21 protein-coding genes are annotated in these 25292 nt (G+C 33.1%); 14 read left to right on the top strand and 7 right to left on the bottom strand.

The features are described from left to right. Positions 1-93 precede the first annotated feature (93 nt). Entirely contained in the window at positions 94-540 is a 447-nt protein-coding gene (locus AB671_RS09800) for an STM3941 family protein (protein ID WP_066678504.1), read from the top strand. 33 nt (positions 541-573) lie between these two features. Here the strand turns inward: AB671_RS09800 and AB671_RS09795 are convergent, their stop codons facing one another. Together AB671_RS09795 and AB671_RS09790 are read right to left on the bottom strand one after the other, a co-directional pair. Then, entirely contained in the window at positions 574-1593 is a 1020-nt protein-coding gene (locus AB671_RS09795) for an LLM class flavin-dependent oxidoreductase (RefSeq protein WP_066678502.1), read from the bottom strand. Between the two features lie 270 nt (positions 1594-1863). Further along, positions 1864-2439 (bottom strand): TetR/AcrR family transcriptional regulator, encoded by a 576-nt coding sequence (locus tag AB671_RS09790; protein ID WP_066678501.1) that lies wholly within the window; start codon positions 2437-2439, stop codon positions 1864-1866. Positions 2440-2837: 398 nt separating this feature from the next. On the opposite strand from AB671_RS09790, the gene clpB reads away from it, so the two are divergent. From clpB to AB671_RS09765, 5 genes are all read left to right on the top strand, one after another. Further along, on the top strand, positions 2838-5432 hold the full coding sequence (clpB, locus tag AB671_RS09785) for an ATP-dependent chaperone ClpB (RefSeq protein WP_066678500.1): 2595 nt from the start codon (positions 2838-2840) through the stop codon (positions 5430-5432). 172 nt (positions 5433-5604) lie between these two features. Continuing rightward, the gene (locus AB671_RS09780) at positions 5605-6051 is read left to right on the top strand and encodes a hypothetical protein (protein WP_066678498.1); all 447 of its coding nucleotides are present in this window, start codon (positions 5605-5607) and stop codon (positions 6049-6051) included. A gap of 8 nt (positions 6052-6059) precedes the next feature. Further along, positions 6060-6710 (top strand): hypothetical protein, encoded by a 651-nt coding sequence (locus tag AB671_RS09775; protein ID WP_066678496.1) that lies wholly within the window; start codon positions 6060-6062, stop codon positions 6708-6710. Continuing rightward, a complete protein-coding gene (locus AB671_RS09770; RefSeq protein ID WP_066678494.1) occupies positions 6686-7471 on the top strand; it encodes a sensor histidine kinase in 786 nt (261 codons plus the stop codon). The genes AB671_RS09775 and AB671_RS09770 overlap by 25 nt, the downstream gene beginning before the upstream one ends. Continuing rightward, on the top strand, positions 7468-8112 hold the full coding sequence (locus AB671_RS09765; protein WP_066678493.1) for a response regulator transcription factor: 645 nt from the start codon (positions 7468-7470) through the stop codon (positions 8110-8112). The genes AB671_RS09770 and AB671_RS09765 overlap by 4 nt, the downstream gene beginning before the upstream one ends. A 77-nt stretch (positions 8113-8189) precedes the next feature. Here the strand turns inward: AB671_RS09765 and AB671_RS09760 are convergent, their stop codons facing one another. Further along, positions 8190-8894: an FKBP-type peptidyl-prolyl cis-trans isomerase gene (locus AB671_RS09760; RefSeq protein ID WP_066678492.1), complete on the bottom strand. Its 705-nt coding sequence runs from the start codon at positions 8892-8894 to the stop codon at positions 8190-8192. Positions 8895-9027: 133 nt separating this feature from the next. Then, complete coding sequence (locus tag AB671_RS09755) at positions 9028-11400, bottom strand: outer membrane beta-barrel family protein (protein WP_066678491.1); 2373 nt, start codon at positions 11398-11400, stop codon at positions 9028-9030. 126 nt (positions 11401-11526) lie between these two features. Between AB671_RS09755 and AB671_RS09750 the strand changes: the two genes are divergently transcribed. Both AB671_RS09750 and AB671_RS09745 read left to right on the top strand, forming a co-directional pair. Next, complete coding sequence (locus AB671_RS09750) at positions 11527-12864, top strand: sensor histidine kinase (RefSeq protein ID WP_082987276.1); 1338 nt, start codon at positions 11527-11529, stop codon at positions 12862-12864. Continuing rightward, positions 12854-13540 (top strand): response regulator transcription factor, encoded by a 687-nt coding sequence (locus AB671_RS09745; protein WP_066678488.1) that lies wholly within the window; start codon positions 12854-12856, stop codon positions 13538-13540. Before AB671_RS09750 ends, AB671_RS09745 begins: the two co-directional genes overlap by 11 nt. Before the next feature lie 4 nt (positions 13541-13544). Here AB671_RS09745 and AB671_RS09740 read toward each other — a convergent pair whose 3' ends face one another. The 3 genes from AB671_RS09740 to AB671_RS09730 form a co-directional block, all read right to left on the bottom strand. Then, complete coding sequence (locus AB671_RS09740) at positions 13545-14372, bottom strand: endonuclease/exonuclease/phosphatase family protein (protein WP_066678486.1); 828 nt, start codon at positions 14370-14372, stop codon at positions 13545-13547. Positions 14373-14504: 132 nt separating this feature from the next. Next, positions 14505-15386: an SDR family oxidoreductase gene (locus tag AB671_RS09735; RefSeq protein ID WP_066678484.1), complete on the bottom strand. Its 882-nt coding sequence runs from the start codon at positions 15384-15386 to the stop codon at positions 14505-14507. A 323-nt stretch (positions 15387-15709) separates the two neighbouring features. Further along, positions 15710-16120 (bottom strand): DUF1573 domain-containing protein, encoded by a 411-nt coding sequence (locus tag AB671_RS09730; protein ID WP_066678480.1) that lies wholly within the window; start codon positions 16118-16120, stop codon positions 15710-15712. A 170-nt stretch (positions 16121-16290) separates the two neighbouring features. Between AB671_RS09730 and AB671_RS09725 the strand changes: the two genes are divergently transcribed. The 6 genes from AB671_RS09725 (at position 16291) to AB671_RS09700 (ending at position 24753) form a co-directional block, all read left to right on the top strand. Further along, positions 16291-17538, top strand: coding sequence for a sensor histidine kinase (locus tag AB671_RS09725; RefSeq protein ID WP_066678478.1), 1248 nt, complete (start codon positions 16291-16293; stop codon positions 17536-17538). Between the two features lie 17 nt (positions 17539-17555). Next, complete coding sequence (locus AB671_RS09720; protein WP_066678514.1) at positions 17556-18233, top strand: response regulator transcription factor; 678 nt, start codon at positions 17556-17558, stop codon at positions 18231-18233. A gap of 185 nt (positions 18234-18418) precedes the next feature. After that, the gene (locus AB671_RS09715) at positions 18419-19963 is read left to right on the top strand and encodes a hypothetical protein (RefSeq protein ID WP_157444175.1); all 1545 of its coding nucleotides are present in this window, start codon (positions 18419-18421) and stop codon (positions 19961-19963) included. 67 nt (positions 19964-20030) lie between these two features. Continuing rightward, positions 20031-22325 carry a GH92 family glycosyl hydrolase gene (locus tag AB671_RS09710; RefSeq protein ID WP_082987275.1) on the top strand — a complete coding sequence of 765 codons (2295 nt, stop codon included), beginning with the start codon at positions 20031-20033 and terminating at the stop codon, positions 22323-22325. Between the two features lie 329 nt (positions 22326-22654). After that, a complete protein-coding gene (locus AB671_RS09705) occupies positions 22655-23662 on the top strand; it encodes an aldo/keto reductase (protein WP_066678474.1) in 1008 nt (335 codons plus the stop codon). Positions 23663-23856: 194 nt separating this feature from the next. After that, positions 23857-24753, top strand: a complete 897-nt coding sequence (locus AB671_RS09700; protein WP_066678471.1) for a helix-turn-helix domain-containing protein — start codon at positions 23857-23859, stop codon at positions 24751-24753. Positions 24754-25292: the final 539 nt, after the last annotated feature.

Genomic DNA, 25292 nt, shown 5'->3' with positions numbered 1-25292 from the left:
ATCGAAGATATTTTGCAGATAAACTATTCGATAGGCTCATTATTGCTAACATTACAGCGGTATGATGAAAAACGGATATACATAAAAATTATAATGCAAAATTTACCACTTACCTTAAAACCCGGAAAAATAAAAAATACCATTCTTATTGTCATCAGTACTGCTTTTATAGTTTTAGGAATTTCACTTTTAGAAAAAAATATGCTGATTGCGGTTTTAAATATTTTCTTTTTCGGAATCTGTCTTATTATTTTTGTAATCAATATGATTCCCAATGCATCTTACCTTAAAATTGATGAAAGAGGAATTGAAATGAAAAATCTTTTCAAAACAACCTTCATTCCTTGGCAGGCTGTGAGTGGTTTTAAAACTAAATTTATTTTCGTTAATAAATTGGTCACTTTTACCATTGATGAAAAACTTCTGGAAAACCCTAAAATGAAAGGGAAATCCGGAGCATTTCCCGATACGTACGGAATGTCAGCAAAAAATCTTGCCAATCTTCTGAATGAATATAAAACCAAGTTTGATAAAGTATAAGAAGCTCCGTTGAATATTCAACGGAGCTTTTATTTACCTTACTTGTGGAGCAATTTTTTCTCCAAACAACTCAATTGATTTCATCATCATATCGTTCGCAGGGTCGCCAACATCCATGTGCCCGATAAATCTTGTAATTCCAAAAATATCTTTCATGTAATTGATTTTATCAGCAACTTCATTGGCATTTCCGATAAATAATGCTCCATCCTTCCCTCTTCCACCTTCATACTGCATTTTTGTATAAGGAGACCAACCTCTGGAAGAACCAATTCTGTCCATCTGAGATTTATAATTATGAAAATATCCATCTACAACTTCTTGGTCATCACTTACAAAAGTATGTGAATGAATGGCAATCTGCATTTCAGCTTCGTCGTGTCCTGCTTTACGATATTCCTGTTTGTAAAATTCGATTAAATTTTTAAACTGAATCGGCATTCCGCCAATAATTGCAACCACCAAAGGCATTCCCAATTGTGCTGCACTTAAAACCGATTGCGGCGTTCCGCCAACTGCTCTCCAAATTGAAAGTTTTCCCTTATTTTTTGCTCTCGGATAAACCGTTTGATTCTGCATCGGAGCACGAAGTTTACCAGACCATGAAACATTTTCTTCCGAATTTATTTTTAATAATAATTCTAATTTTTCATCAAAAAGTTCTTCGTAATCATTTAGAGAATATCCGTAAAGTGGAAAAGATTCAATAAAACTTCCTCGTCCGACAAAAATTTCAGCTCTTCCATCAGAAATTAAATCTAATGTTGAAAAATCCTCATAGACTTTTACTGGTTCTGATGAGCTTAAAACCGTTACTCCACTTGCTAATTTTATATTTTTTGTAATACTTGCAGCGGCAGCCAAAACAATTTCAGGGGAAGAAACGGCATAATCTGCACGGTGATGTTCTCCCATTGCGAAAACATCGATTCCTACCTCGTCCATTAATTTTACCTGCTCAAGAATTTCTCTAATCTTGATTCCTGCATTTCTATATTTTCCGGTAGTTTGGTCAAAAGCCAAGTCGCCAAACATTCCTATTCCTAATTCCATATTTTTGTTTTTAAGATAGAACAAAAGTAAGGGAACGAAATATCAAAAACATTGATGAATGATAAGAACGAATATTTCTTAAGACCTTAAAAGCTTTTGACACATTAGTCACATTAGTTTTAGTTTAAATCTTTGAAAATATTTAGAGCATATAAGAGAAAATCAACGATTTTCAAAAAACTAATGTGTTCTTATATAGACATCAAAAAACTTTTATGTGACTAATGGGTGAAAATTTTCATAGTTAAAATTAAATCTAAAAACTTAAGACTATTTTTGATTTCCCAAGAGACCAAAAAGCAGTTTATCTCTAATCTCATTGGTAATTTCAGAAGTTGATTCTATATTTCTTTTAAACCAGAAATAAGAATTATTCAGGGTGTGAAGAATAAATCTTGTGGTAAAAGCAGAAGATTTCAGTTCCCAGTTTTCAGCCTGATAAATTTCAGAAATGAGTTGCTCTACTTCCTGCTGATAATTTTTTCTTAATTCAATAAATTCGGGCAATCTTTCTTCCAAATGCCTCCATTCATTAGAATAAATGTGCGTAACATCACGGTTTTTAAGAACAACCGATAGATGTTTATCTAAAAATAAATTCAGTTTTTCTTGTGGAGAAACTTTTGTATTCTTTACTTCCTGAAGTTCTTCAAAAAACTCATGTGCAACGCCAAAACAAATCCACTCTAGAATTTCTTCTTTAGAACGAATGTGCGCATACAATGATGCTGCTTTAATATTCAGCTTTGTGGCAAGATCTCTTACCGAGCTTCCCATATAGCCTTTCTCTTTGAAAAGTTCTACGGCAACTTCGAGTATTTTAATCTGTTTTTCTTTTAATTCCATAAGTAAAGTACAAAAGTAATTATTCTGATTTTAATATCCTGATTTTCATATACCCATTTAATACAATCTTATTCATTGTAAAGAATCGTTTTTAAATTTGATACTCACTTATATTTCGTAATTTAGAGTTCAATCTTTCAAAATCGGAAATTTTGTCTTTCTAAAATAGACTCAACAATGAATATTTCGGAAATTTTGTCCATTATTTTTAAAAAATCAACAATTGAACAGTTTTTGAAATATAGTTCTCGAATTAAATGATTGAATCAGATTGAAAGACATCAGACTTTAGATTAGATTTTAAAATATTATTTATTCAAGTCTTAATGGTCTGAAATCTGATGTCTAAAATCTGTAAATGTGAGAAAAAATAACAAAAACCAAAAAATACATAAAATATGAACTTAAATCAATATACCGTAAAATCACAAGAAGCCATCCAAGCTGCACAACAAGTGGCTATGGAATTTGGCAATCAACAAATAGAACCTCAACATCTTTTGGAAGGAATTTTCCAGACAGATGAAAATATTTCACCTTTCTTACTAAAAAAATCTGAAGCAGATGCCAATTTGGTAAGAGAGCGTAACCGTGAAAATTTAGAGAAACTTCCAAAAGTACAGGGAGGGAATATTTATCTTTCACAATCAGCAAACAAAGTTTTGCTGGATGCGCCCAACATTGCAAAAAAAATGGATGATGAGTTCGTAACCATCGAACATTTGTGGCTTTCATTATTAGAAACCCATTCTGAAGTTTCTAAGATGTTAAAAGATATGGGCGTTACAAAAAGCCTTTTGGAAGGTGCAATCAAAGAATTACGAAAAGGAAGCAAGGCAACTTCTGCAAGTTCAGAAGAGACTTACCAATCCTTAAACAAATATGCTAAAAACTTCAACGAACTTGCTGCGGAAGGGAAACTTGACCCGGTAATCGGTCGTGATGAAGAAATCAGAAGGGTTTTACAAATTCTTTCGAGAAGAACAAAAAATAACCCAATCTTAATTGGTGAACCCGGTGTTGGTAAAACTGCCATCGCAGAAGGAATCGCACACAGAATCATCAATGGCGACGTTCCTGAAAACTTGCAGGATAAAACTCTGTATTCATTGGATATGGGAGCATTGATTGCCGGTGCAAAATATAAAGGTGAATTTGAAGAGCGTCTGAAATCTGTTGTAAACGAAGTGACAAAATCTGACGGACAGATTATTCTTTTCATCGACGAGATTCATACTTTGGTTGGAGCCGGAGGTGGTGAAGGTGCGATGGATGCTGCCAATATTTTGAAACCAGCCTTAGCAAGAGGAGAATTAAGAGCCATTGGTGCAACCACTTTGAATGAATATCAAAAATATTTTGAAAAAGATAAAGCATTAGAAAGACGTTTCCAAAAAGTAATGGTAGAAGAACCGGATACAGAATCTGCAATTTCCATTCTTCGTGGAATTAAAGATAAATATGAGGCTCACCACAAAGTAAGAATCAAAGACGAAGCGATTATTGCGGCGGTGGAAATGTCTCAACGATATATTTCGGACAGATTTTTACCGGATAAAGCGATTGACTTGATTGATGAAGCTTCGGCTAAATTGAGAATGGAAATCAATTCAAAACCTGAAGAACTGGATGTTCTCGACAGAAAATTGATGCAGATGGAAATTGAATTGGCAGCCATTTCAAGAGAAGGAAGCCAAACGAAAATCGACCATTTAAAAGAAGATATTTCAAAAATTTCTGAACAGAGAAATGAAATTAACGCTAAATGGCTGAAAGAAAAACAAAAATCTGAAGATTTAACTCAGATTAAAAAAGATATAGAATCTCTAAAACATGAAGCAGAAAGAGCTTCAAGAGCCGGAGATTATGCAAGAGTGGCTGAAATTCAGTACGGAAAAATTAAGGAGAAGGAAGATGCTTTGCAAAAACTTGAATTGGAGATGCAAAACCATCAGAATGAATTAATTAAAGAAGAAGTAACGGCAGAAAATATTTCTGAAGTTATCGGAAAATGGACAGGAATTCCAGTTACAAAATTGCTTCAATCTGAAAGAGAAAAGCTCTTGCATCTTGAGACCGAACTTCATCACAGAGTTGTTGGTCAGGAAGAAGCCATTACTGCGGTTGCAGACGCCATCCGAAGAAACAGAGCAGGCTTAAGTGACGAGAAAAAACCAATTGGAAGCTTCTTATTCTTAGGAACAACGGGTGTTGGTAAAACTGAGTTAGCAAAAGCTTTAGCTGAGTTTTTATTCGATGACGAAAACAATATGACCAGAATCGATATGAGTGAATATCAAGAAAGACATTCTGTTTCGAGATTGGTTGGTGCTCCTCCTGGATATGTTGGTTACGATGAAGGTGGACAATTAACCGAAGCGGTACGAAGAAGACCTTATTCAGTCGTGCTTTTAGATGAAATTGAAAAAGCGCATCCGGATGTTTTCAACACGTTATTACAGGTCTTGGATGATGGACGATTGACGGATAACAAAGGTAGAGTCGTGAATTTCAAAAACTCAATCATTATTATGACTTCGAACCTGGGTTCGCATATCATTCAGGAGAATTTTGAAAATATCACTGAAGAGAATCAAGACGCAATTGTAGACAAAACTAAAATTGAAGTTTTTGATTTGTTGAAACAAACACTACGTCCGGAATTCTTAAACAGAATTGATGAGACGGTATTGTTCCAGCCTTTAAGAAAAAAAGAAATCGGAAAAATCGTACAATATCAATTGAGAGGATACAATGATTTATTAGCAAAACGAAATATTATTATGACCACCACTCAGGATGCTGTAGATTATCTGATGAACAAAGGTTACGACCCAGTTTTCGGAGCAAGACCATTGAAGAGAGTTATTCAACAGGAAGTTTTAAACAAATTATCGAGAGAAATTCTTGCTGGAACCGTGAATGACGGCGACAGAATAACCTTGGATTATTTCGAGGAAACAGGTTTGGTTTTCAGACCTGCTGAAAAATAAGTAGTTTTTTTCATATATATTATTTTTTAATAAGTACCACGGATCTCATTCTGTGGTACTTATTTTTTTTATTAAAAAATAAAGTGCAAAGACAGGATTTACAGTAAAAAAACGGAGGGTTGTAAAGAGTTTTTTTTGCAAATTTGTAAAAACACCCATAAAACCTAAGAAAATGGACAACACTAACTTAAATACACTTCCTGTGGATTTTATTCAAAATTTGGTCGATAATTATCGAAATAATCAACTAAATTGTATTAATCAAAGCATAAAGATAGACGATGCACATTCAGTATGGTTTGATTTGCCAGCGTTAAAAAGTTTTATTGCAGAAATAGAAGCTCAGGCTCAAATAGTCAATCCTGCTGTACAAAGTAATGATTTGGGAATCCGATTTTATTATGCAGCATACCCTGAAAACCCGGCACAACCTATTCCTTCCAACTATGCTAAAAGACATACGTTGGTAATGGTTCCTACCAAAGAAGAAGAAGGCTTACATTATGATTTCAATCCTTTTAAAGAAGAAGGAAAAGCACTTGGCGTTACCGGAATTGCATTAGCTGAAAATCATGGAACTTTGATTCCTCCAAATACTTCAATAGTAGAGTCTTATTAATCAACCCCATGAGTGACTTCCAATTTTTCTTACAGAACTGTATGATCTTCGCAGAAGGTCTTGCTGCACTTGCATCAATTGTTTTCTTTAAAAGAATCAAGGGAAGTCACTATCGGTATTTTTCAATATTCCTTATTTTTATTTTCTGTTGCGAAATATTCGGGAAATTTGCCGAAAACTATATTTCTTACCCTAAAAATTTATTTTTCAATTATTTCGTTATCCCGATAGAATTTATATTTTTTTACTGGCTTTTTGCATATCAGTCACTAAAAAATAAAAAACTGTTTTTTATTTTTTCTGCATTATTTCTTTTAGCATTCATCCCAAATGAGCTTTATTTTGTAAAAAACAAGCATGTTTTTTCTTTCAACTATACATTTGGAAGTCTGCTTTTGATGTTTTTGGTTATTATGGAATATTATAAGCAGGTAAATTCGGAGAATATTCTTAATTTCACCCAAAATAGAATGTTTTATATTAATCTAGGCGTAACTTTATTCTATATAGGTACGCTCCCTTTTTGGACATTTTATTTCCAACTTTTGGAGCATATGGATATTTGGAGCCTCTATTATAGCTATTTCCTTTTGTCCGGAATTATAATGTATCTGTTATTTGCAAGTTCATTTATATGGGGAAAACAGAATTATACTTAACCATTATTATATTCAATGTATTTTTTGCGATGTTTATTATCGCTGTGATGATTTACATTAGAAAATATAAGCAGAGAAAAGTAGAGTATCTTAATGAAATTCAACTTAAAAATGAGATTCATCAGAAAGAACTTTTAGCTACTCAGCTCGAAATTCAGCAGGCAACCATGCAGCAAATCGGACGAGAACTACATGATAACATTGGGCAAAAACTTACATTAGCAAGCCTTTATACACAACAGCTGCTTTATGAAAATAAAATTCTTGAAGAAAGCGAGAGAATAGATATGGTTTCTCAAATTATCAATCAGTCTCTGCAGGATTTAAGAAGTCTTTCGAAAACATTGACTGATGATAACATTAATCAAAAAGACATTGTAACTTTGATTCAGGAAGAAGTTGAAAATGCGAGCGTATTAAAGAAATGCAAAATTCATTTTGAGCATAATTTTAAATGTCTTGATCTCGATTTTGTTCATAAAAATGTTTTGTTAAGAATTACACAAGAGTTTATTCAAAACAGCATGAAACATTCGCAGTGTAAAAATATTTTCATTAGGCTCAATACTACCGAAGAAAATCTTTGGGAATTAAAGATTAATGACGACGGAATTGGTTTTGACATCGACAAAATTCTTTCAAACGGTATCGGGTTAACCAATATGAAAAACAGAACTGCCATCATCGGAGCCGAATTTAATCTTGAAAGTAACGAGAACAAAGGTACTTCGATTGAAATAAAACTAAAAAAACAGCCATGAAAAAGACCATTGTAATTGTTGACGACCACTTATTGATTGCCAAAGCTCTTGAAGGAATCATCGGTAATTTCGAAGATTTTGAAGTCATTGATGTAGCAGAAAATGGGAAAGACCTTATTGAAAAGTTTAAAAATGGGCAAAAAATTCCTGATATCATTCTTTTAGACATCAGTATGCCGATCATGAATGGTTTTGAAACCGCTTTATGGCTGAAAGAGAATCATCCAAACATCAAGGTAATGGCGCTCAGTATGCAGGGTGACGACAACAGTGTTATCAAAATGATCAGAAACGGAGCGAAAGGATATCTTCTAAAAAACACCCATCCAAAAGATTTGGAAACAGCGCTTACAAAATTAAGCAGCGACGGTTTCTTTTATCCGGATTGGGCCTCAAAAATTATTTTTTCTAATATGGCCGATGAGAAAAGCAATGAGAAAAAAAAGAAAATCTCCGAAAGAGAAAAAGAATTTCTCACCTACACTGTTACTGAACTCAGCTATAAAGAAATTGCAGAAAAAATGTGTTGCAGCCCAAGAACTGTAGAAAGCTACCGCGATCAGCTCTGTGAAAAGTTTGATCTTAAAACAAGAGTCGGCTTAGCAGTTTTTGCCATTAAAAATGGTTTTGCAGAATCGTAGCTAATAATTTACTCAGAAATTTCCCAATAAAAAAAGAAGCTTTTCAGCTTCTTTTTTATGTTAAAAGTATATTCGGTTTATTTTATACCTACTAATTCCACATCAAAAATGATTGTAGCTCCTGCCGGAATTGCAGCTCCAGCTCCATGGTCTCCATAAGCAAGGTCTGAAGGAATATAAAATCTGTATTTAGACCCTTTGCTCATCAGTTGAATACCTTCCGTCCAGCCTTTAATTACGCTACCCAAATTAATATCCATTGGATTACCTCCATTTTTATCCGTAGAATCAAAAACAGTTCCGTCTAAAAGTTTGCCGGTATATTTTACCTGTACAACGTTTGTAGCCGTTGGTTTTGTTTTACCGTCACCTTCCTGCAATACCTCATACTGTAAACCTGAAGCAGTAGTTTTTACCTTAGGATTGCTTTTATTTTTTGCAAGAAAATCCTGACCTTTTTTCTTATTTTCACCAGCTTGTGCTAATGCAGTAGATTGCTTTTTTTCATTTTGCTTCTGCATAAAATCCTGCATAAAAGCATTCATTTCTTCAGCCGGCATCAGTTTCTTTGTTCCGTTCATTTCTTCTTTAATAGCCTGAGCCAAAAGATCTGCATCTACCTTAAAACCTTCTTGTTTCATATTTTGGGCAATATTTAAACCAATATAATATGACGCTTTTTGGTCATCAGTATATTTGCTATCGCCTTGTTTATCATTTTTCTGAGCGCACGAAATACTAAATATTGCGATACAAAATAATGCAATGGTCTGTTTTTTCATTTGATAATTTTATTATTTGCTATTAACGAATTACATAATTGCTGCAAATCTATCATTAATTAAAGAAATTTCCCTGCTGTACAATACTTTTTTCTGTTAAAAATTTTCAATTAGGCAGATCAATCAAAGAAATTTATAACCTCTCCTGTTCATCAGCTTTTTTAATAGATTTTGAGTTTTTCACAGACTGATTTCCAAAATTATATTTCAAAGAAAAAGTAAAACCTTGAGTATCCTGATAATCTAAAAAGTAATTATCCTGATTGCCATATTTGGTGCTTATCTTCTGCTGTGTTGATCTGAAAATATCATTAAAAATAAATGTTGCTTCTAATTTCTTGTTGAAAAACTTCCTGTTCATTACAAAATAAGCCGACCATTGACTGGAAATTCTGAATGTTCCCTGAATCGCCGGCGAATAATATTTGTGCCCGGCTTCCATTTTCCAGTCTGAATTTTTGTCTAAAGTAAAGCTTGTTGAGATATTTGAAACCCAATTCCAGACTTGATTTTTATTTAAAGCTCCATCTATTCCTTTAAAATAATTTTCGTTGTGCTCCAGGTTTTCAGAAACAATCAAACTCCACCAAGGTTTTATTTCAAAGCTTTTGTAAAGACTCATACCGAAAGCCTCCCCTTTCTCAATATTGGTAAAATAATAAATCAGATTATTGTTTTCATGCTGCTGAAAGGAGATTTCCATCGACGGAAAAAGTTCTTTTCGGTAATAAAAATCTAAATTCCAGTTTTTGAATGAATAGGTAAGATTCAGATTATGAATGGTAGTCGCTTTTAATTTTGGATCTCCCTGATAATAAGAAAACAAATTGTAGTATGATTTAGCCGGATTTAGCCATGAATAAAAAGGTCTGCTAATTCTTTTCCCGTAAGAGAAGCCAAACTCATGTTTATTTTCTGTAGTATATTGTGCATAAAAAGTTGGAAACAAGCTCCAATAATTGTTTTTATTTACTTCATAAGGTTCAGAAACTACGCCTTCCAAGTCGGTCATTTCAGCACGAAGCCCGCCTTTGAAATTCCATTTTCCGAGATTATAGGCCATTGATGTATAAATTCCAAAGTTGTGCTCTTTATAATCAAAAAGGCTGCTTTTTTCTGGTCTGTATTGAAATTGTCCATTTTCATTATCCGAAAAATCAAGCAAACTGTTCGTTTTTACAAAGCTGTATTTCGCACCAGATTCCAATTCCAGCTTCTCATTTTTCCATTGATAATCAAATTGCGTAGAATATAGCTGAACATTACTTTTATTGTTGGTCATAAAATTGGTTTCCCTTGTATTTTCATTAATAAAATTTAAATAGGTCAACACATTCTGATACTTGCTTGAATTGTTTGTTGTAAAATAATTGATCCATGAAAGACTGCTTTGTTTACTCAGTTTTCGGTCTATCTGAAAGCTTAATGAATTATTAATTGTTCTGGAATGATGATCGTTAATCGTTGTATAATTAGATTCAGCTACATTCTGAGTGTTATAAATCAAAGTCGGCACAAAATAAGTTCCAAAAGATTTAGGAGCAAAAAATCCGGAGTAATTCAGACTTGCTATTGTAAGGCTATCGATTTCATATTCTACATTAAAATTTACTGTATTCTGGCTTTTGTTTTGATCTTTCCGGTTCATCGTACTGATCCAAGTTGTGCCGTCTTCAGGATAATTTACATAATCTGTACCTTCACGATAATACGTTCCTCCTCCTCGAAAATAGCTTCCCATCACCGAAAGTTTATCTTTTTTGTAATATTGAGAAAGTCCTGCAACTCCTTTTGCGTATTGCGTTTGAATGTATTTTGAAGAAAGAATTCCACGATAGCCTTCAATTTTATTTTTCTTCATTACAATGTTCAGAACGGCACCACCTTGAGCTTCATATTTTGCAGGCGGGTTGGTAATAACTTCTACAGATCTCACATCATCGCCTTGTGTGTTTTCAAGAAAATTTTTGAGCTCTTCACCCGACATCATTATTTTTTTATCATTAATGGTTATTAAAACCGACGTTCCCCCTTTCACCGCCAAAACATCATTATTTATCGTAACCTGAGGTGTTTTTTTAAGGATTTCCCAAGCATTGAGTGAAGAAATATTGCTGTTTTCTACATTAAATTCCAAACGGTCTACTTTTCTTTTCACTAATGGTTTTTTCTTAGTGATCGTGACCGCTTCAATATCTTTCTGATCGTTTTTTAAGATGATATTTAAAATTTCATTCTCGTTTTTAACATCAATATTTTTTTCAAATGAAAGATATTTTTCATTATTGATTTTCAGCTTAAAAGATGGTGATGAAAGATCATTAAACGAAAATCGACCTTCAGAATCGGTAAAAAAAGATTTAATTAAAGTGTTCTCATGATTATACAATTCCACTTTTACAGAATCGAGTTTTTCTTTATCAGCATTAAAAACGGTTCCGGAAATTTTCTGCGACTGCGAAAACATAAAAACCGGGAAAATAAGAAAGAGAAGATATTTATACATTTCAGTTAGTTTTAAATTAATTCAAATGAGTTTGATATTTTACTGTGACAAAATTGAATATTGCCACCGAGAATTTCGGTTAACGGAAGGTTAATGCGAGGTTAATGGTAAAAACGCATTCACGAAATGTATATATTTGCTTCAATGATCTCTAAAAGCAAATATCTTATCTCTCTTTTTGCAGCTTTATTTCTGCTATTATTGGGCATTCAGGTATATTTTATGTACAAAACTTCTCAGGTAAAAAAGCGAGAAATCTACAGCGATGTTCATAATAGAATTGATGATTACATCGATAATCTGGAAAATCTTGGCGGTTCAAGTAATTTGGGTGATGAAGGCCAAAGGAAAATCTTTGCAGAATTCAGTAATAAGAAGATCAGCAAAAAAGAGTTTTTAAACTATTTCGAAAAAAACAAAAAACAAACACAAAATCAATTAAGCGATTATATAGACCATAAATTTGAGAAAGAAGGCTATAAAGTTGCTGTAAGAACTCAGTTTTTATCCATTGTTTATGTTCCGAAAAATATAAACCTGATCAATCAACCTGTCACTTTATACGAAACGCGAAATAAGATTACAAAAGCCGGAATTTCTAATACCGGAAAATGGGAAACCTCTTCCACTTCGAGGTCTGATAAAAGCGATCAACTTGAAAGAGACGATTCTTTTTTTGTAAAGAGCCAGACCGATTTTCAAATCTTAAATATCAACACTGTTGTTTTTCAAGATCTTACTTTACTTATTTTATGCTGTGTTGCTATTTTACTGAGTGTCTTGGTCTTATATATTTTCACCGTTAAAAATTTAATCAGACAACAGAAGCAGGTTGAGGTTTTGCACACTGTTGTTGATAATATTTCCCACGAATTTAAAACCCCAATTGCTACGTTGAAGATTGCCTCAAAAACATTAAAAAAAGAATTTACTCCGGAAATTTTACCTTTAATTGACCGACAAATTTTAAGGCTTGAAGATTTAATGTTACAGCTTCACCCCGAAGATTTTGACGAAAAAAATGTTGCCATTCAACCAGAAAATTGGGATTTTTTCATTCACGATCTGGCTTTTACTTACAAGAACACTGATTTTAAACTTAATAATTCAGTTTCAAAAGAACTTCCTTTCAACAAAAAACTGATGGAAACCGTAATCAAAAATCTTTGCGAAAACAGTGTAAAATATGGAGCTTCAGAAATTAAAATTGATATAAAAACCATTCAAAATAAGCTCGAAATTATTGTTGCAGACAATGGAAACGGTATAGAACACAGCGAATTGAAAAATATTTTCGAAAAGTTTTACAGAATACAATCCAACAATATTCACAACAGCAAAGGTTTAGGTTTGGGGTTATTTTTCGTGAAAAAAATTGTTGAAAAATATAGAGGAAAAACTGAGATTACGAGTGAAGTAAATATAGGAACAACTTTTAAAATTTCAATTCCCTATGAAGATTAAGATTTTATTGGCAGAAGACGATTCAGATTTTGGAATGATCCTGAAACAATATCTCGAGCTTGAAGATTTTGAAGTTGTATGGTTTCAGAATCCTGAAGATATTTTACTGATTTTACAGTCAGATTTCCCTTTTCATATTGGGATTTTAGATATTATGATGCCCAAACTCGACGGATTTTCTTTGGCAAAAATGATTTTAAAAACTAAACCCGATTTCCCACTTTTATTTTTAACGGCAAAAAATCAGAAAATAGATCGCCTGACAGGACTGAAAATCGGAGCAGATGATTACATTTCAAAACCTTGCGATCCGGAAGAATTAATTTTAAGAATTAAAAATATTCTAAAAAGAACATTAGTTTCGGAAACAATTACTCAATACAGCATCGGAAGCTATATTTTAGATACAGAAAAACTTTTGCTTTCTCATCCTAATGAAAAAATAAGACTCACCATTCGTGAAAAAGATCTTTTGCTTTATCTTTTGAAATTCAATCATAAAACCATCAAACGAGACGACATTCTCGATAATTTATGGGAAACCAACGATTATTTTACCGGAAGAAGCCTTGATGTTTTTATCAGCCGACTGCGAAAATATTTTCAGCATGACGACAAAATAAAAATCCAATCCCTGAGAGGAATTGGATTTGAGATTGATTTTCCTGAGAATTAATATTTTAAAACTGCAGCTCTGTCAAAACCGGGAAATGATCCGACGGATACAGCAGATTTTCTCTTCTGTCGTTGATATGTCTATGAGATCTTATCTTAAAACCTTTTACAAAAATATAGTCGATTCTTTCCTGCGGAACTTCGGTTACGTTGAATGCCGTAAATGTTCCTTTTGGTCCGTAAGGTTTTGTTTCTGAGTTGTAAAAAGTATCTTTCAGGTTTTGAGAAATTATTTTGATAGGCTCTGTATCGTCTGTCAGATTAAAATCTCCGCTTAATGTTAAAGGTAAATTTTTAGGATTGATTTCTTTAATTTTCTTTAAAATCAAATCTGCAGATTTTACTCTTGCCACATCTCCTACATGATCGAAATGAAGATTCATTGCCAAAAATTCTTTCTTCGATTTTTTATCTTTAAAAACAGCATACGTACAAACTCTGTTGTAAGCAGCATCCCAACCTTTTGACGGTTTTTCCGGAGTTTCTGAAAGCCAGAACGTTCCCGATTTTACCACCTGCAATTTTTCGGTATCATAAAATATCGCAGAAAATTCGCCTTTTTCTTTACCATCGTCTCTACCTACACCTACATAATCATAGTTTTTTAAACCATTTTTTATATCTTTCATCTGCTCCGGAAGTGCTTCCTGAACGCCGAAATAATCTGGATGGTAATAGCTTAATAAATCTACCGCATCCTGTTTTCTGTTTGTCCATGAGTTTTCTTTATCAGATTCTACATTGAGTCTGATGTTGAAAGACATTACTTTTAAATTCTGAGAAAAGCTCCATGCAAAAACAAATAGTAATAAAGTTGAAAATCTGAAATTCATTAGGGTTTTTATTTAAATTAAAGAACAAAAATAAAACTTATGTTTCATAGAGAAGCTTTATTGGTGATGTTTTTTAGTTATTAGCAATAATTAAATCACCAGAAACTAAAAATTCATCATTCATAATTATAACTAATTCGATTTTTTTGCTTTAATCATTGCTTCCAAAGCATCCCACATTTCCTGTGGAATATCTTCCAGCATATTAAATTCACCTGCGCCTTGAAGCCATTCTCCCCCATCGATTGTAACGACTTCTCCATTCATATAAGCTGAATAATCTGAAACCAGATACGCAGCAAGGTTTGCTAATTCCTGATGTTCTCCTACTCTTCTCAACGGAACTTTTTTTCTCATATCAAATTTCTCCTGCAGATCTCCCGGAAGCAATCTGTCCCAAGCTCCTTTTGTAGGAAACGGTCCAGGAGCAATCGCATTAAAACGAATTCCGTATTTTGCCCACTCAACTGCTAAACTTCTTGTCATTGCTAAAACTCCCGCTTTTGCACAAGCTGATGGAACAACGTAAGCCGAACCCGTCCAAGCATAAGTCGTTACAATATTTAAAACTGTTCCCGGAGTTTTTGAATCAATCCAGTGTTTTCCGATAGAAAGTGTACAGTTTTTTGTTCCTTTTAAAACAATATCTAAAATAGAATCGAATGCAGAGTGCGTTAATCTTTCTGTAGGTGAAATAAAATTTCCGGCAGCATTATTCAAAAGAATATCAATTTTCCCGAATTCTTTTAAAGTGGCTTCTTTCATCGCTTCAACCTCATCCCAATTTCTTACATCACAAGCTACACAAAGAACTTTTCCACCCGTCTCATCTTCCAATTCTTTCGCAGTAACCTGAAGTTTTTCTAAATTTCTGGAAGTAATCACCACTTTTGCTCCTAATTGCAGGAAATATTTGGTCATTGCTTTTCCAAGACCGCTTCCGCCTCCTGTAACAATAGCAACTTTATCTTTTAGAGCGTCTTCACGCAACATCGGTTGTGTATAAAGATTCATACGTTTTATTTTTTCTTAAAAATAATAAATATTAGAATGTAATCCCTTAAAATAGATTGATAAATGATGCTACAAATAGCTCTTTTTAAAACAATAGATTGTTGAAGAATCGCAAAGACGCAAATATTTGCTCTTCATATTGTTATAAGGCGCAGAAAAATCAAAGATTTTCAATAAACTTTTATTTTTTTGTAGAAAAAAATCCTTGCGCCTTAGAAATAATATTTTGGATTTAATTTGCACCTTTACGATTTTCCAAAAAACAAAAACAGCCTGTCAAATAATTGACAGGCTGTTTTTTATATTGAACAAGATTAAATTAATTACTTAACAACAGTTCCTTTAAAAGAAAGTATTTTCGGATTTTGACTGTCACTCAGATTAACCGTAACTGATTTTGTAAATGGACCTTCCGCTGCAGCATTGTAGCTTGCTTCCACAAATCCTGTTTTTCCAGGTAAAATTTTAGTTTTTGTGTAATCAGCTGTTGTACATCCGCATGATGGCGCAACTTTATCAATCATAATTGGCTGTGATGAAGTATTGGTAAATTCAAATCTGATGATTTTTGGTTTCCCTTGAGGAATATTTCCTACATCGATAATTTCTGCTTTCCATTTTGCAGCTTCTGCTACTTTTTTAACAATTGAAGCCGGAGTTACCGGAAATACGTTTGCATAAAACGGAGAGAATGCCAAAACCGCAAGAAGCGCTGTAATTTTTAAATTTTTCATGTGTATAAATTTTTAGTAGTTATGAAATCAAATATTAATTAATTATTTTTTGTTGTAACAAATGTAGAGCTGAAAACGATTGTAAGTTGTTAACCGTTATCAAACATTTGTTAACGAGTTGTTAATGATCAAAAAATTATAGATATTTTTGGATAATATTGCTTTTGAAAATGAGAATTAAGAAACTCAATATTATTATAAGCCTCGGATTGGTTGCTATCATCGGAATTTTGATAGCCCAACTGTTGTGGACCAAACAAGCGTATAATCTTGAGGATAGAAAATTTAATCAGAAAGTAAACATCGCTTTAATGGAGGTTGTCGACAAAATGTCTGAAGGAAAATCCTCTTTTACCGAAAATCCTGTTCAGATTATTGCGAATGATTATTACGTTGTGAATATCAATAATGAATTCCATCCGGCTGTTCTTGAGCATTATTTGAAAACAGAATTTACAAGATTTCAAATTAATACAGATTATGTTTACGCTTTATACAATTGCCACAGCGATCAAATGATTTATGGGAAATATATGACGAGCCATCAGGAAGAGCCCAATGAAAAGGTAATTCAGTTTCCGAAACATAAAAATCTTACCTATTACTTTTCAATACGTTTCCCCGACAAAACCACTTACCTCATCAGCTCATTACGCTTTTGGTATCTGCTTACTTTCGCACTGATTATCATTCTTTTGGTTTATGTTTATTCTATTTATACGATTATTCAGCAGAAGAAATTTTCAGAATTGCAGCGTGATTTTATCAACAATATGACGCATGAGTTTAAAACTCCGTTATCATCAATATTATTAGCTTCGGAGGCGCTCAACAAACAAGAAGTCGTGCAAGAAAATTCTAAGTTGAAAACATACACATCAATTATCATTAATCAAAGTTATAAACTGAATAATCATATTGAAAAAATACTGAATATTGCGAAAAACGATGCTTCAGGATTATCATTAAAACCTCAAAAAATTATTTTGCAACCGTTTATTGAGGAGATTGCAGAAACTATTAAACAGAAAAATGAAAATATTTCCATTCAGATAAATATTGAAAATGACATTTCAATTTTAGCAGATGAATTTCACTTTACCAATATCGTTTACAACCTTTTAGACAACTCAATCAAATACTGCGAAACAAAACCTGAAATTCTTATTTCTTCGGTGAAAGATTCAAAAGGCTTATATTTAAAGTTTAAAGACAACGGAATGGGCATTCCTGCTAAAAACATTAATCATATTTTTGATAAATTTTACAGAGTTCCTGCCAATAATAGTGAGGAAATCAACGGGTTTGGGCTGGGATTATTTTATGTAAAAAAAATCGTTCAGCAGCATAACTGGAAAATATCAGTTGAAAACAATGTAGATAAAGGCATCACCATTACTCTGTTTTTTCCGTTTTAATTTAAATTTGTGTAATGATGGATAAATCTAAAATTCTATACGCAGAAGATGATGAAACCATAGCTTTCCTGATTCAGGACAGCTTGGAAAATTATTATGAAATAGAGCATTGCTCCAACGGAAAATCAGCATTTGAAGCGTTCAACACCAAAGATTTTGATATTTGTTTGCTCGATATTATGATGCCCGAAATGAACGGTTTCGATTTAGCACAAAAAATAAGAGATAAAAATGCCGAAATTCCAATCATTTTCACTTCTGCTAAAGCTTTAAAAGAAGACCGAATTAAAGGTTTGAAAATCGGTGCAGATGATTATTTGGTAAAACCTTTCAGCATCGAAGAATTGATTTTAAAAATTGAAATTTTCCTAAAACGTTCCAAGAAAACGGAAGCCTTTCCACAAAAATATAAAGTCGGAAAGTACAATTTTGACCCTAAAAACTATACTTTAAACGACACTCAAAATACAATAACGCTTACTCAAAGAGAATCTGATTTGCTTTTGTATTTTATTCGTCATAAAAATACCGTCCTCAAAAGACAGGATATTTTGAAGGCAATCTGGGGCGATGATGATTATTTTATGGGACGAAGTCTTGATGTTTTTATTTCAAGATTGCGAAAAGTTTTTGCCGATGAAAATACTGTTACGATAGAAAACATTCACGGAATTGGTTTTCGCTTTTCTGAATAATAATCTTATCTCCAATTTCATTTTTTTAAATTGATCTTTTATTCTTACAATATTTTATATTTGTATAAATGCAGAATATGAATAAAATTTATCTCGAAAAAATAGTATTTATTGTTATTTTCCATCTTTTCATTTGCTTGCTTATTTCTCAACTTGGCCTATTTTTAAACTTTCCAATCACGAGGTTGTATTACCCACTAGCGGTCATCATTTCTTTCTTGATTTGTAGAGTTAATTTTATTTCTGGGTTTATTACAGCGCTCATTTTATTATTTGGTTTTTTGATCAGCGGTTATTTTTTTGATCTCTCTGCAGACGGGCAAAGCTATCATCAGGAAAGTATCATTCAGTTGAAAAATGGCTGGGATCCTATTTACTTTGAATCTCATTCTCGTACGATGAAGATATGGACGGAGCATTATCCAAAAGGAGCCGAGGTCATACAGTCTTGTATATATTATTTTTGGGGTAAAATAGAAACGGCGAAAGCCATAAATATTTTTCTTTTTATCGCTTCATTGCTGATCACAAAAAAAGTTTTGGAATTCCTTAGTATTGATCTTAAACGACAATGGGTCTTTGCTTTTCTCATAGCTGCCAATCCAGTTGTAATTTCACAAATTTTAACTTTTTATGTAGACGGCCTTAGCTATTCGTTTATCATTTGCTTTTTGAGTTCTCTTTTTCTTTTTATCAAAACAAAAGAAAGAATTTATATAGCATTGATCATAGCAACTTTAACGATAGGTGGAAGTTTAAAATTTACTTCAATGCCAACATTGGGCGTACTGACTGTCTGTATATTGGTTATTTTATTGTTTTTGAAAAAAATATCATCACTTAAAGCCTTAGTATTGCCATTACTATGCGCTTCTTTTTTGTTAATATTCTGCAATTACAACCCATATATTACAAATTTAAAAGAAGGAAAACATGTATTTTATCCCTTAAGAGGAGAAGGCTCAATTGATATTCTTGAGCGCTTTGCACCAGAAGGATTTGTAAGAAATAATAATAGGATAGAAAAACTCGCATTTACATTATTTACCAAAACAGGTTCTTTTGATAAAGATAACATGTCTTATAAAATTCCATTCAGTGTTTCTCAAAAAGAGCTGAATCGGTTGGCTGATGCAGATATTGGTGTAGGAGGATTTGGAATATTTTATGGTGGTTTTTTGATCGTTCTATTATTATTTTTTATAGTCAATTATAAACGTCTGAAAAATCTCACTCATCAGCAAAAAATACTTTTTATTAGCATTCTTCCAATCTTAGCTTCAGTATTGATCATTTCTGACCCTTGGTGGATAAGATATATTCCACAATTCTATCTGATCCCACTGATATTGCTGTTTATATTGGAGGTCAATAATACTAAGATCAAGAACCTCTTTATTTTAAAAGGAATTTTAATTGTTAATATTTTATTTTTCTTTTCATCAGTTGCTGTCTTAAATATTTATGGGACAGAAAAGACCTATTATATTTTAGACATGCTTAAGAACTCCGGGAAAACAGTAAAAATTGACGCAGGGTATTTTTCTAGCAATCTCGACAGACTCGAAGAACACGGAATACCCTATCAAAAAATAAAAATTGCTGATGATCACCTACCAATTATTAGATTTCAGCCAAAAGGCTCCATCATGATTGACGATAACTTTAAAAAGCAGGATAAAAATCTTGTTTATGGTTTTTTAAATCGCTTTTTTTATAAAATAGATTAGATTCAATACTGTAATTTATTAGCAAACATTTTTTTTATATTTAACATAACTTCATTATTTAGATCTTATGAAAAATTCCGGAGCTCCTATTTTTATATTTCTTTTAATTTTTGGTTTAAATAAAGCTCAAAAATTTGAAAAATTGCATCAATATGTCAACCCCTTGATCGGGACAGAAAAAATGGGACATACATATCCCGGAGCCACCGCACCTTTTGGAGCCATTCAGCTCAGCCCTGAAACAGACACTATTTCTTATGAAATGAATGGAAAATACAACGGTGATGTTTATAAATATTGTGCAGGATATCGCTATGAAGATAAAACAATAGTAGGTTTCAGCTCAACCCATTTTAGCGGTACAGGACATTCTGATTTGGGAGATTTTCTGGTAATGCCCACTGTTGGAAAATTACAATTGAATCCCGGAACAGCAACAAATCCTGAAAGTGGTTACAGAAGCAGATTTTCACACTCAAATGAAACCGCAGAAGCTGGATATTACAAAGTAAAGTTAGACGACCACAATATTTTAGCCGAATTAACTTCTACGACAAGAGTCGGTGTTCATCGCTACACTTTCCCAAAATCTGACCAGGCACATATTATTTTAGACTTGATGGCCGGTATTTATAATTATGATGGTAAAAATGTTTGGACTTACGTTCGTGTAAAAAACGGAAATACCATCACAGGTTATCGACAGACCAACGGCTGGGCAAGAACACGAACGGTTTATTTTGCGATGACATTTTCAAAGCCATTTAAATCTTACGGCCAGAAAAATTATGACGGGAAACAAGTGTATGGCGGATTTTGGAGAAAATTTGACCAGACGAAAAACTTTCCGGAAATCGCAGGAAAAAATCTGAAAATGTATTTTGATTTCGATACGAATGAAAATGAAGCAATTGAAGTTAAGCTTGCAATTTCACCGGTAAGTCAAGCAAATGCTTTAGAAAATTTAGAAAAAGAGACTGGAAACTTATCTTTTGACCAGGTAAAAGCACAAACACAGGAAATTTGGAATAAAGAATTAAATAAAATCGTTATTAAAGGCTCTGAAACAGAGAAAACAAACTTTTATACGGCAATGTATCATACTTTTATCAATCCGACAACTTATACGGATGTAAACGGAGAATATAAAGGTTTAGACCAAAATATTCATAAAGCAGAAGGTTTTACCAATTACACAACGTTCTCACTTTGGGATACCTATCGTGCATTACACCCTTTCTTTAATATCATTCAAACCAAAAGAAACGGTGATATGGTAAAATCGATGATGGCACATTACAATCAGTTTTCGATGAAGATGTTACCAATTTGGTCGCATTACGCGAATGATAATTGGTGTATGAGCGGATACCACAGCGTAAGCGTTGTTGCAGATGCGATTATTAAAGGAAATTATAACGGTGATGCAAAAGCTGCATTAAAAGCCTGTGTAGAAACAGCCAATAAAAGAGATTATGAAGGAATCGGATATTATATAGATAAAGGATACATTCCTGCCGAAAAAAGTGGGACTTCAGTTTCAAATACTCTAGAATATGCCTACGACGATTGGGCAATTGCTCAACTGGCGAAACATTTGGGTGAAACGGAAATTTATGATCAATTCATCAAACGTTCTGAAAACTGGAAAAATAATTTTGATAAAACCGTTGGATTTATGCGTCCTCGCTTAGCAGACGGAAGTTTTAAGAAAGATTTTAATGCATTAAGCACGCACGGACAAGGTTTCATTGAAGGGAATTCTTGGAATTACAGTTTCTTCGTTCCCCAAAATCCGGATGAATTAATTCAATTGATGGGCGGCAAGAAAAAATTTGCTTCAAAATTGGATGAATTGTTCACGATGCATTTACCAGACGAGTTTTTCGCAGATACTGAAGACATTACACGAGAAGGAATTATCGGAGGATATGTTCACGGGAACGAACCGGCTCATCATGTTGCTTATTTTTATAATTGGGCAGGTCAACCTTGGAAAACTCAGGCGCAAATCAGACGAATTTTGGAAATGCAGTACAAAGCCACACCTGATGGATTGGGCGGAAATGATGACGCAGGACAAATGAGTGCCTGGTATATTTTGAGCTCGCTCGGATTTTATCCTGTTGCTCCGGGTTCGGAAGATTATGCTATTGGAAGCCCCGCAATTGATAACGCAATTTTGAATTTAGAAAACGGAAAAACTTTTGAAATTGAAGCTATCAACCAAAGTGCAAAGAATGTCTATGTTGAAAAAATTCTATTGAATGGAAAGGAAATTAAAAACTTTACTTTGAAACATTCTGATATTATGAATGGTGGAAAATTGAGCTTTTATATGTCTTCTAAACCTAGAAAATAGTTTTTTATTTAAATATTTTTAAACACTAATTGCGCTAATATTTTACACTAATTTTCACAAATATTTATTTAACATTTGTCATTCTGAATGGAGCGAGAGCGAAGTGAAGAATCTATTTTCCATTTTAAATTAAAGATTTCTCGTTCCTCGAAATGACAAAAGCTGCTACGACTTTTCTCCCACGGATTTCACAGATTTTCACAGATGATTGTGTTATATCTTTTTTAAATTAAAAAAATACAATCTGTAATTTGCATACGACAACCATGGTTTTGCATACATTCGGTTTCTAATTTCTGCTGAATTTTGTATCAATAAAAATCAACAATATGAAATTGAATCAAGTAAAATTAGGAAACCAAGGTTTAATCGTTCCAAATATTGGTTTGGGATGTATGGGAATGACAGGTTTTGGCGATGCAGATATGTATGGCAAAACGGATGAAAAAGAAGCTATAGCAACCATTCATCGCTCACTAGAATTGGGTGGAAACTTTCTGGACACTGCCGATTTATACGGCCCTTTCAAAAACGAGCAATTAATTGCAAAAGCTATCGAGGGCAATCGCGACGAGTATATTATCGCTACAAAATTCGGTTGGGAAATTGATGATAACGAACAGGTAACCTGGAAAATCAACGGAACAAAAGATTATGTAAAAAAGTCTGTCGAACGTTCGTTGAAAAATTTAAAAACAGATTACATTGACCTTTATTATATGCATCGTCTTGATAAAAACACACCTATCGAGGAAACGGTCGGAGCAATGAGCGAATTAGTAAAAGAAGGTAAGATTGGTTACATTGGTTTGTCGGAAGTTTCTTCTGAAACGGTGAAAAAAGCTCATGCAATTCATCCGATTTCGGCAGTGCAAAGTGAGTTTTCTCTTTTTGAAAGAACCGTTGAAGAAAAAGGTGTTATCAAAACTTTGAACGAATTGGGAATTGGTTTTGTGGCGTATTCTCCGCTTGGAAGAGGATTTTTATCCGGACAGATTCGTACAATTGATGACTTGCCTGAAAATGATTTCAGAAGAGGAATTCCTCGTTTTCAAGGGGAGCATTTCAAAAAAAATATCGAGTTGGTGGAAGCAATTGAAAACCTTGCACAAGAAAAAAATATCACCTCATCACAATTGGCTTTGGCGTGGATCATTAGCAAAGGAATTCTTCCTATTCCGGGAACGAAACGCAGAAAGTATCTTGAACAAAATATCGAAGCAGCTACAATCAAATTATCCGAAACGGAACTTCAGAAACTGGAAAGTATCGTACCTTTAGGAACAGATACCGGAGCAACGTATGACGAATTCGGCATGGGACTTTTGGATTATTAATCTGTACCTTTAATTCTTAAAAATAACTCAAACCTCATAGGTTTTTGAAACCTATGAGGTTTATATATGAAACGCAATATGATTGCAGCCCGACTTGAGCGGAAATCCTTTTGTGAGGAGGAACGACGAACAAAAGATTGGGAGCGGAAGGCGGATAAAGCTGCCCAAATTATCATTAAAAAAACTTGAAAATTATGAACACTATAAAATCTATTTCTGCTTTTCACAGACTGCTTTCGCTTCCTGAACCGAAGCATCCGATGGTAAGCGTTATCGATCTTTCTGAAACTGTTTTTATTGAAGATGATACGTGGAAGGGTTTTGTAAGCAGATATTATTGTGTTGCTCTGAAACGAAATGCAACCGGAAAAATAAAATACGGACAGCAACATTACGATTATGACAAAGGGGTTTTGAGTTTTACGGCTCCGAATCAGGTGCAGTATCTGGATCTAAAGACAATGGAGTGTGAAAATACGGGTTATTTGTTAATCTTTCATGAAGATCTTCTGTTGAAACATAATTTAGCAAAGACCATTTCTTCTTATGGATTTTTCTCTTATGCTGTGAATGAAGCGTTACATTTATCTGAGGATGAAGAGAATGACCTTCTTGAGATCATGTACAAAATCGATAAAGAATGTCTGCATATTGATTATCATACGCAAGAAATTATCTTGTCGCAGATTGAATTGCTTTTGAATTATTCGAAGCGTTTTTATGAGCGACAATTCATCACCAGAAAAAGTGGAACACATCAACTTTTAACGAAATTCGAAACTTTTTTGAATGATTATTTTAATCAGGAATCTTCTGAAAAAGGACTTTTAACGGTTCATCAAATTGCAGAAGCGATGAATCTTTCTCCAAATTACTTGAGTGATCTTTTGCGCGTTCATACCGGACAAAATACTCAGCAACACATTCATGAAAAACTCATTAATAAAGCAAAAGAAAAGCTTTCGACGACTGAGCTTTCGATAAGCGAAATTGCGTATGAACTAGGCTTTGAGCATTCGCAGTCTTTTTCTACACTTTTTAAAAAGAAGACAAATATGTCACCGTTGGAATTTAGACAGTCTTTTAATTAACTCTCCCACAGATTCCTCAGATTTTCACAAATGATTGTTTTTTTCTCTCGCAGATTTGGCTGATTATGCAGATTTTTTTCTATTCAATTATCTGCAAAATTTGCTTGATTTGCGAGAGAAAATTATGTTTTGACTAAAGCCCATTCTTATTAATCATCTTCCTAAACTATTTTTGATACTGTCTTTATTGATATTATTTTCTGTCTTTTCTGAATTCGAAAATATTGTTTTTTTCCGTTTATTACAATTTTATAAATGCCTTTTCTGTTTTGAAGGCATTTTTCTTTTACTGTACCCCATCTATTTAACTAAAAAAAGAAAATTTTGTGACTTTTATCACCGTTTCGTAATCTTCCTATTTATCATTTTTGTTATTCATAATAATTCTTATTTAGTCGAAATAATTAATTATTACGTTTAAAACTTCTGTATTTGCTTTTTTTTTAAATGAATAATTACAATTTTAAATTAAAAACTATTCTGTCTTTTTGTTCAGAAAAAAAATGTCTGATTAAAGACCATCCTGTTCTTTAAAAAGC

It is taken from the genome of Chryseobacterium sp. BGARF1, assembly GCF_001677955.1.
In the GTDB taxonomy this organism is placed as follows: Bacteria; Bacteroidota; Bacteroidia; order Flavobacteriales; family Weeksellaceae; genus Chryseobacterium.
Note: the sequence above shows the minus strand (reverse complement) of the source record. Positions and strands in the feature narration are given on the sequence as shown.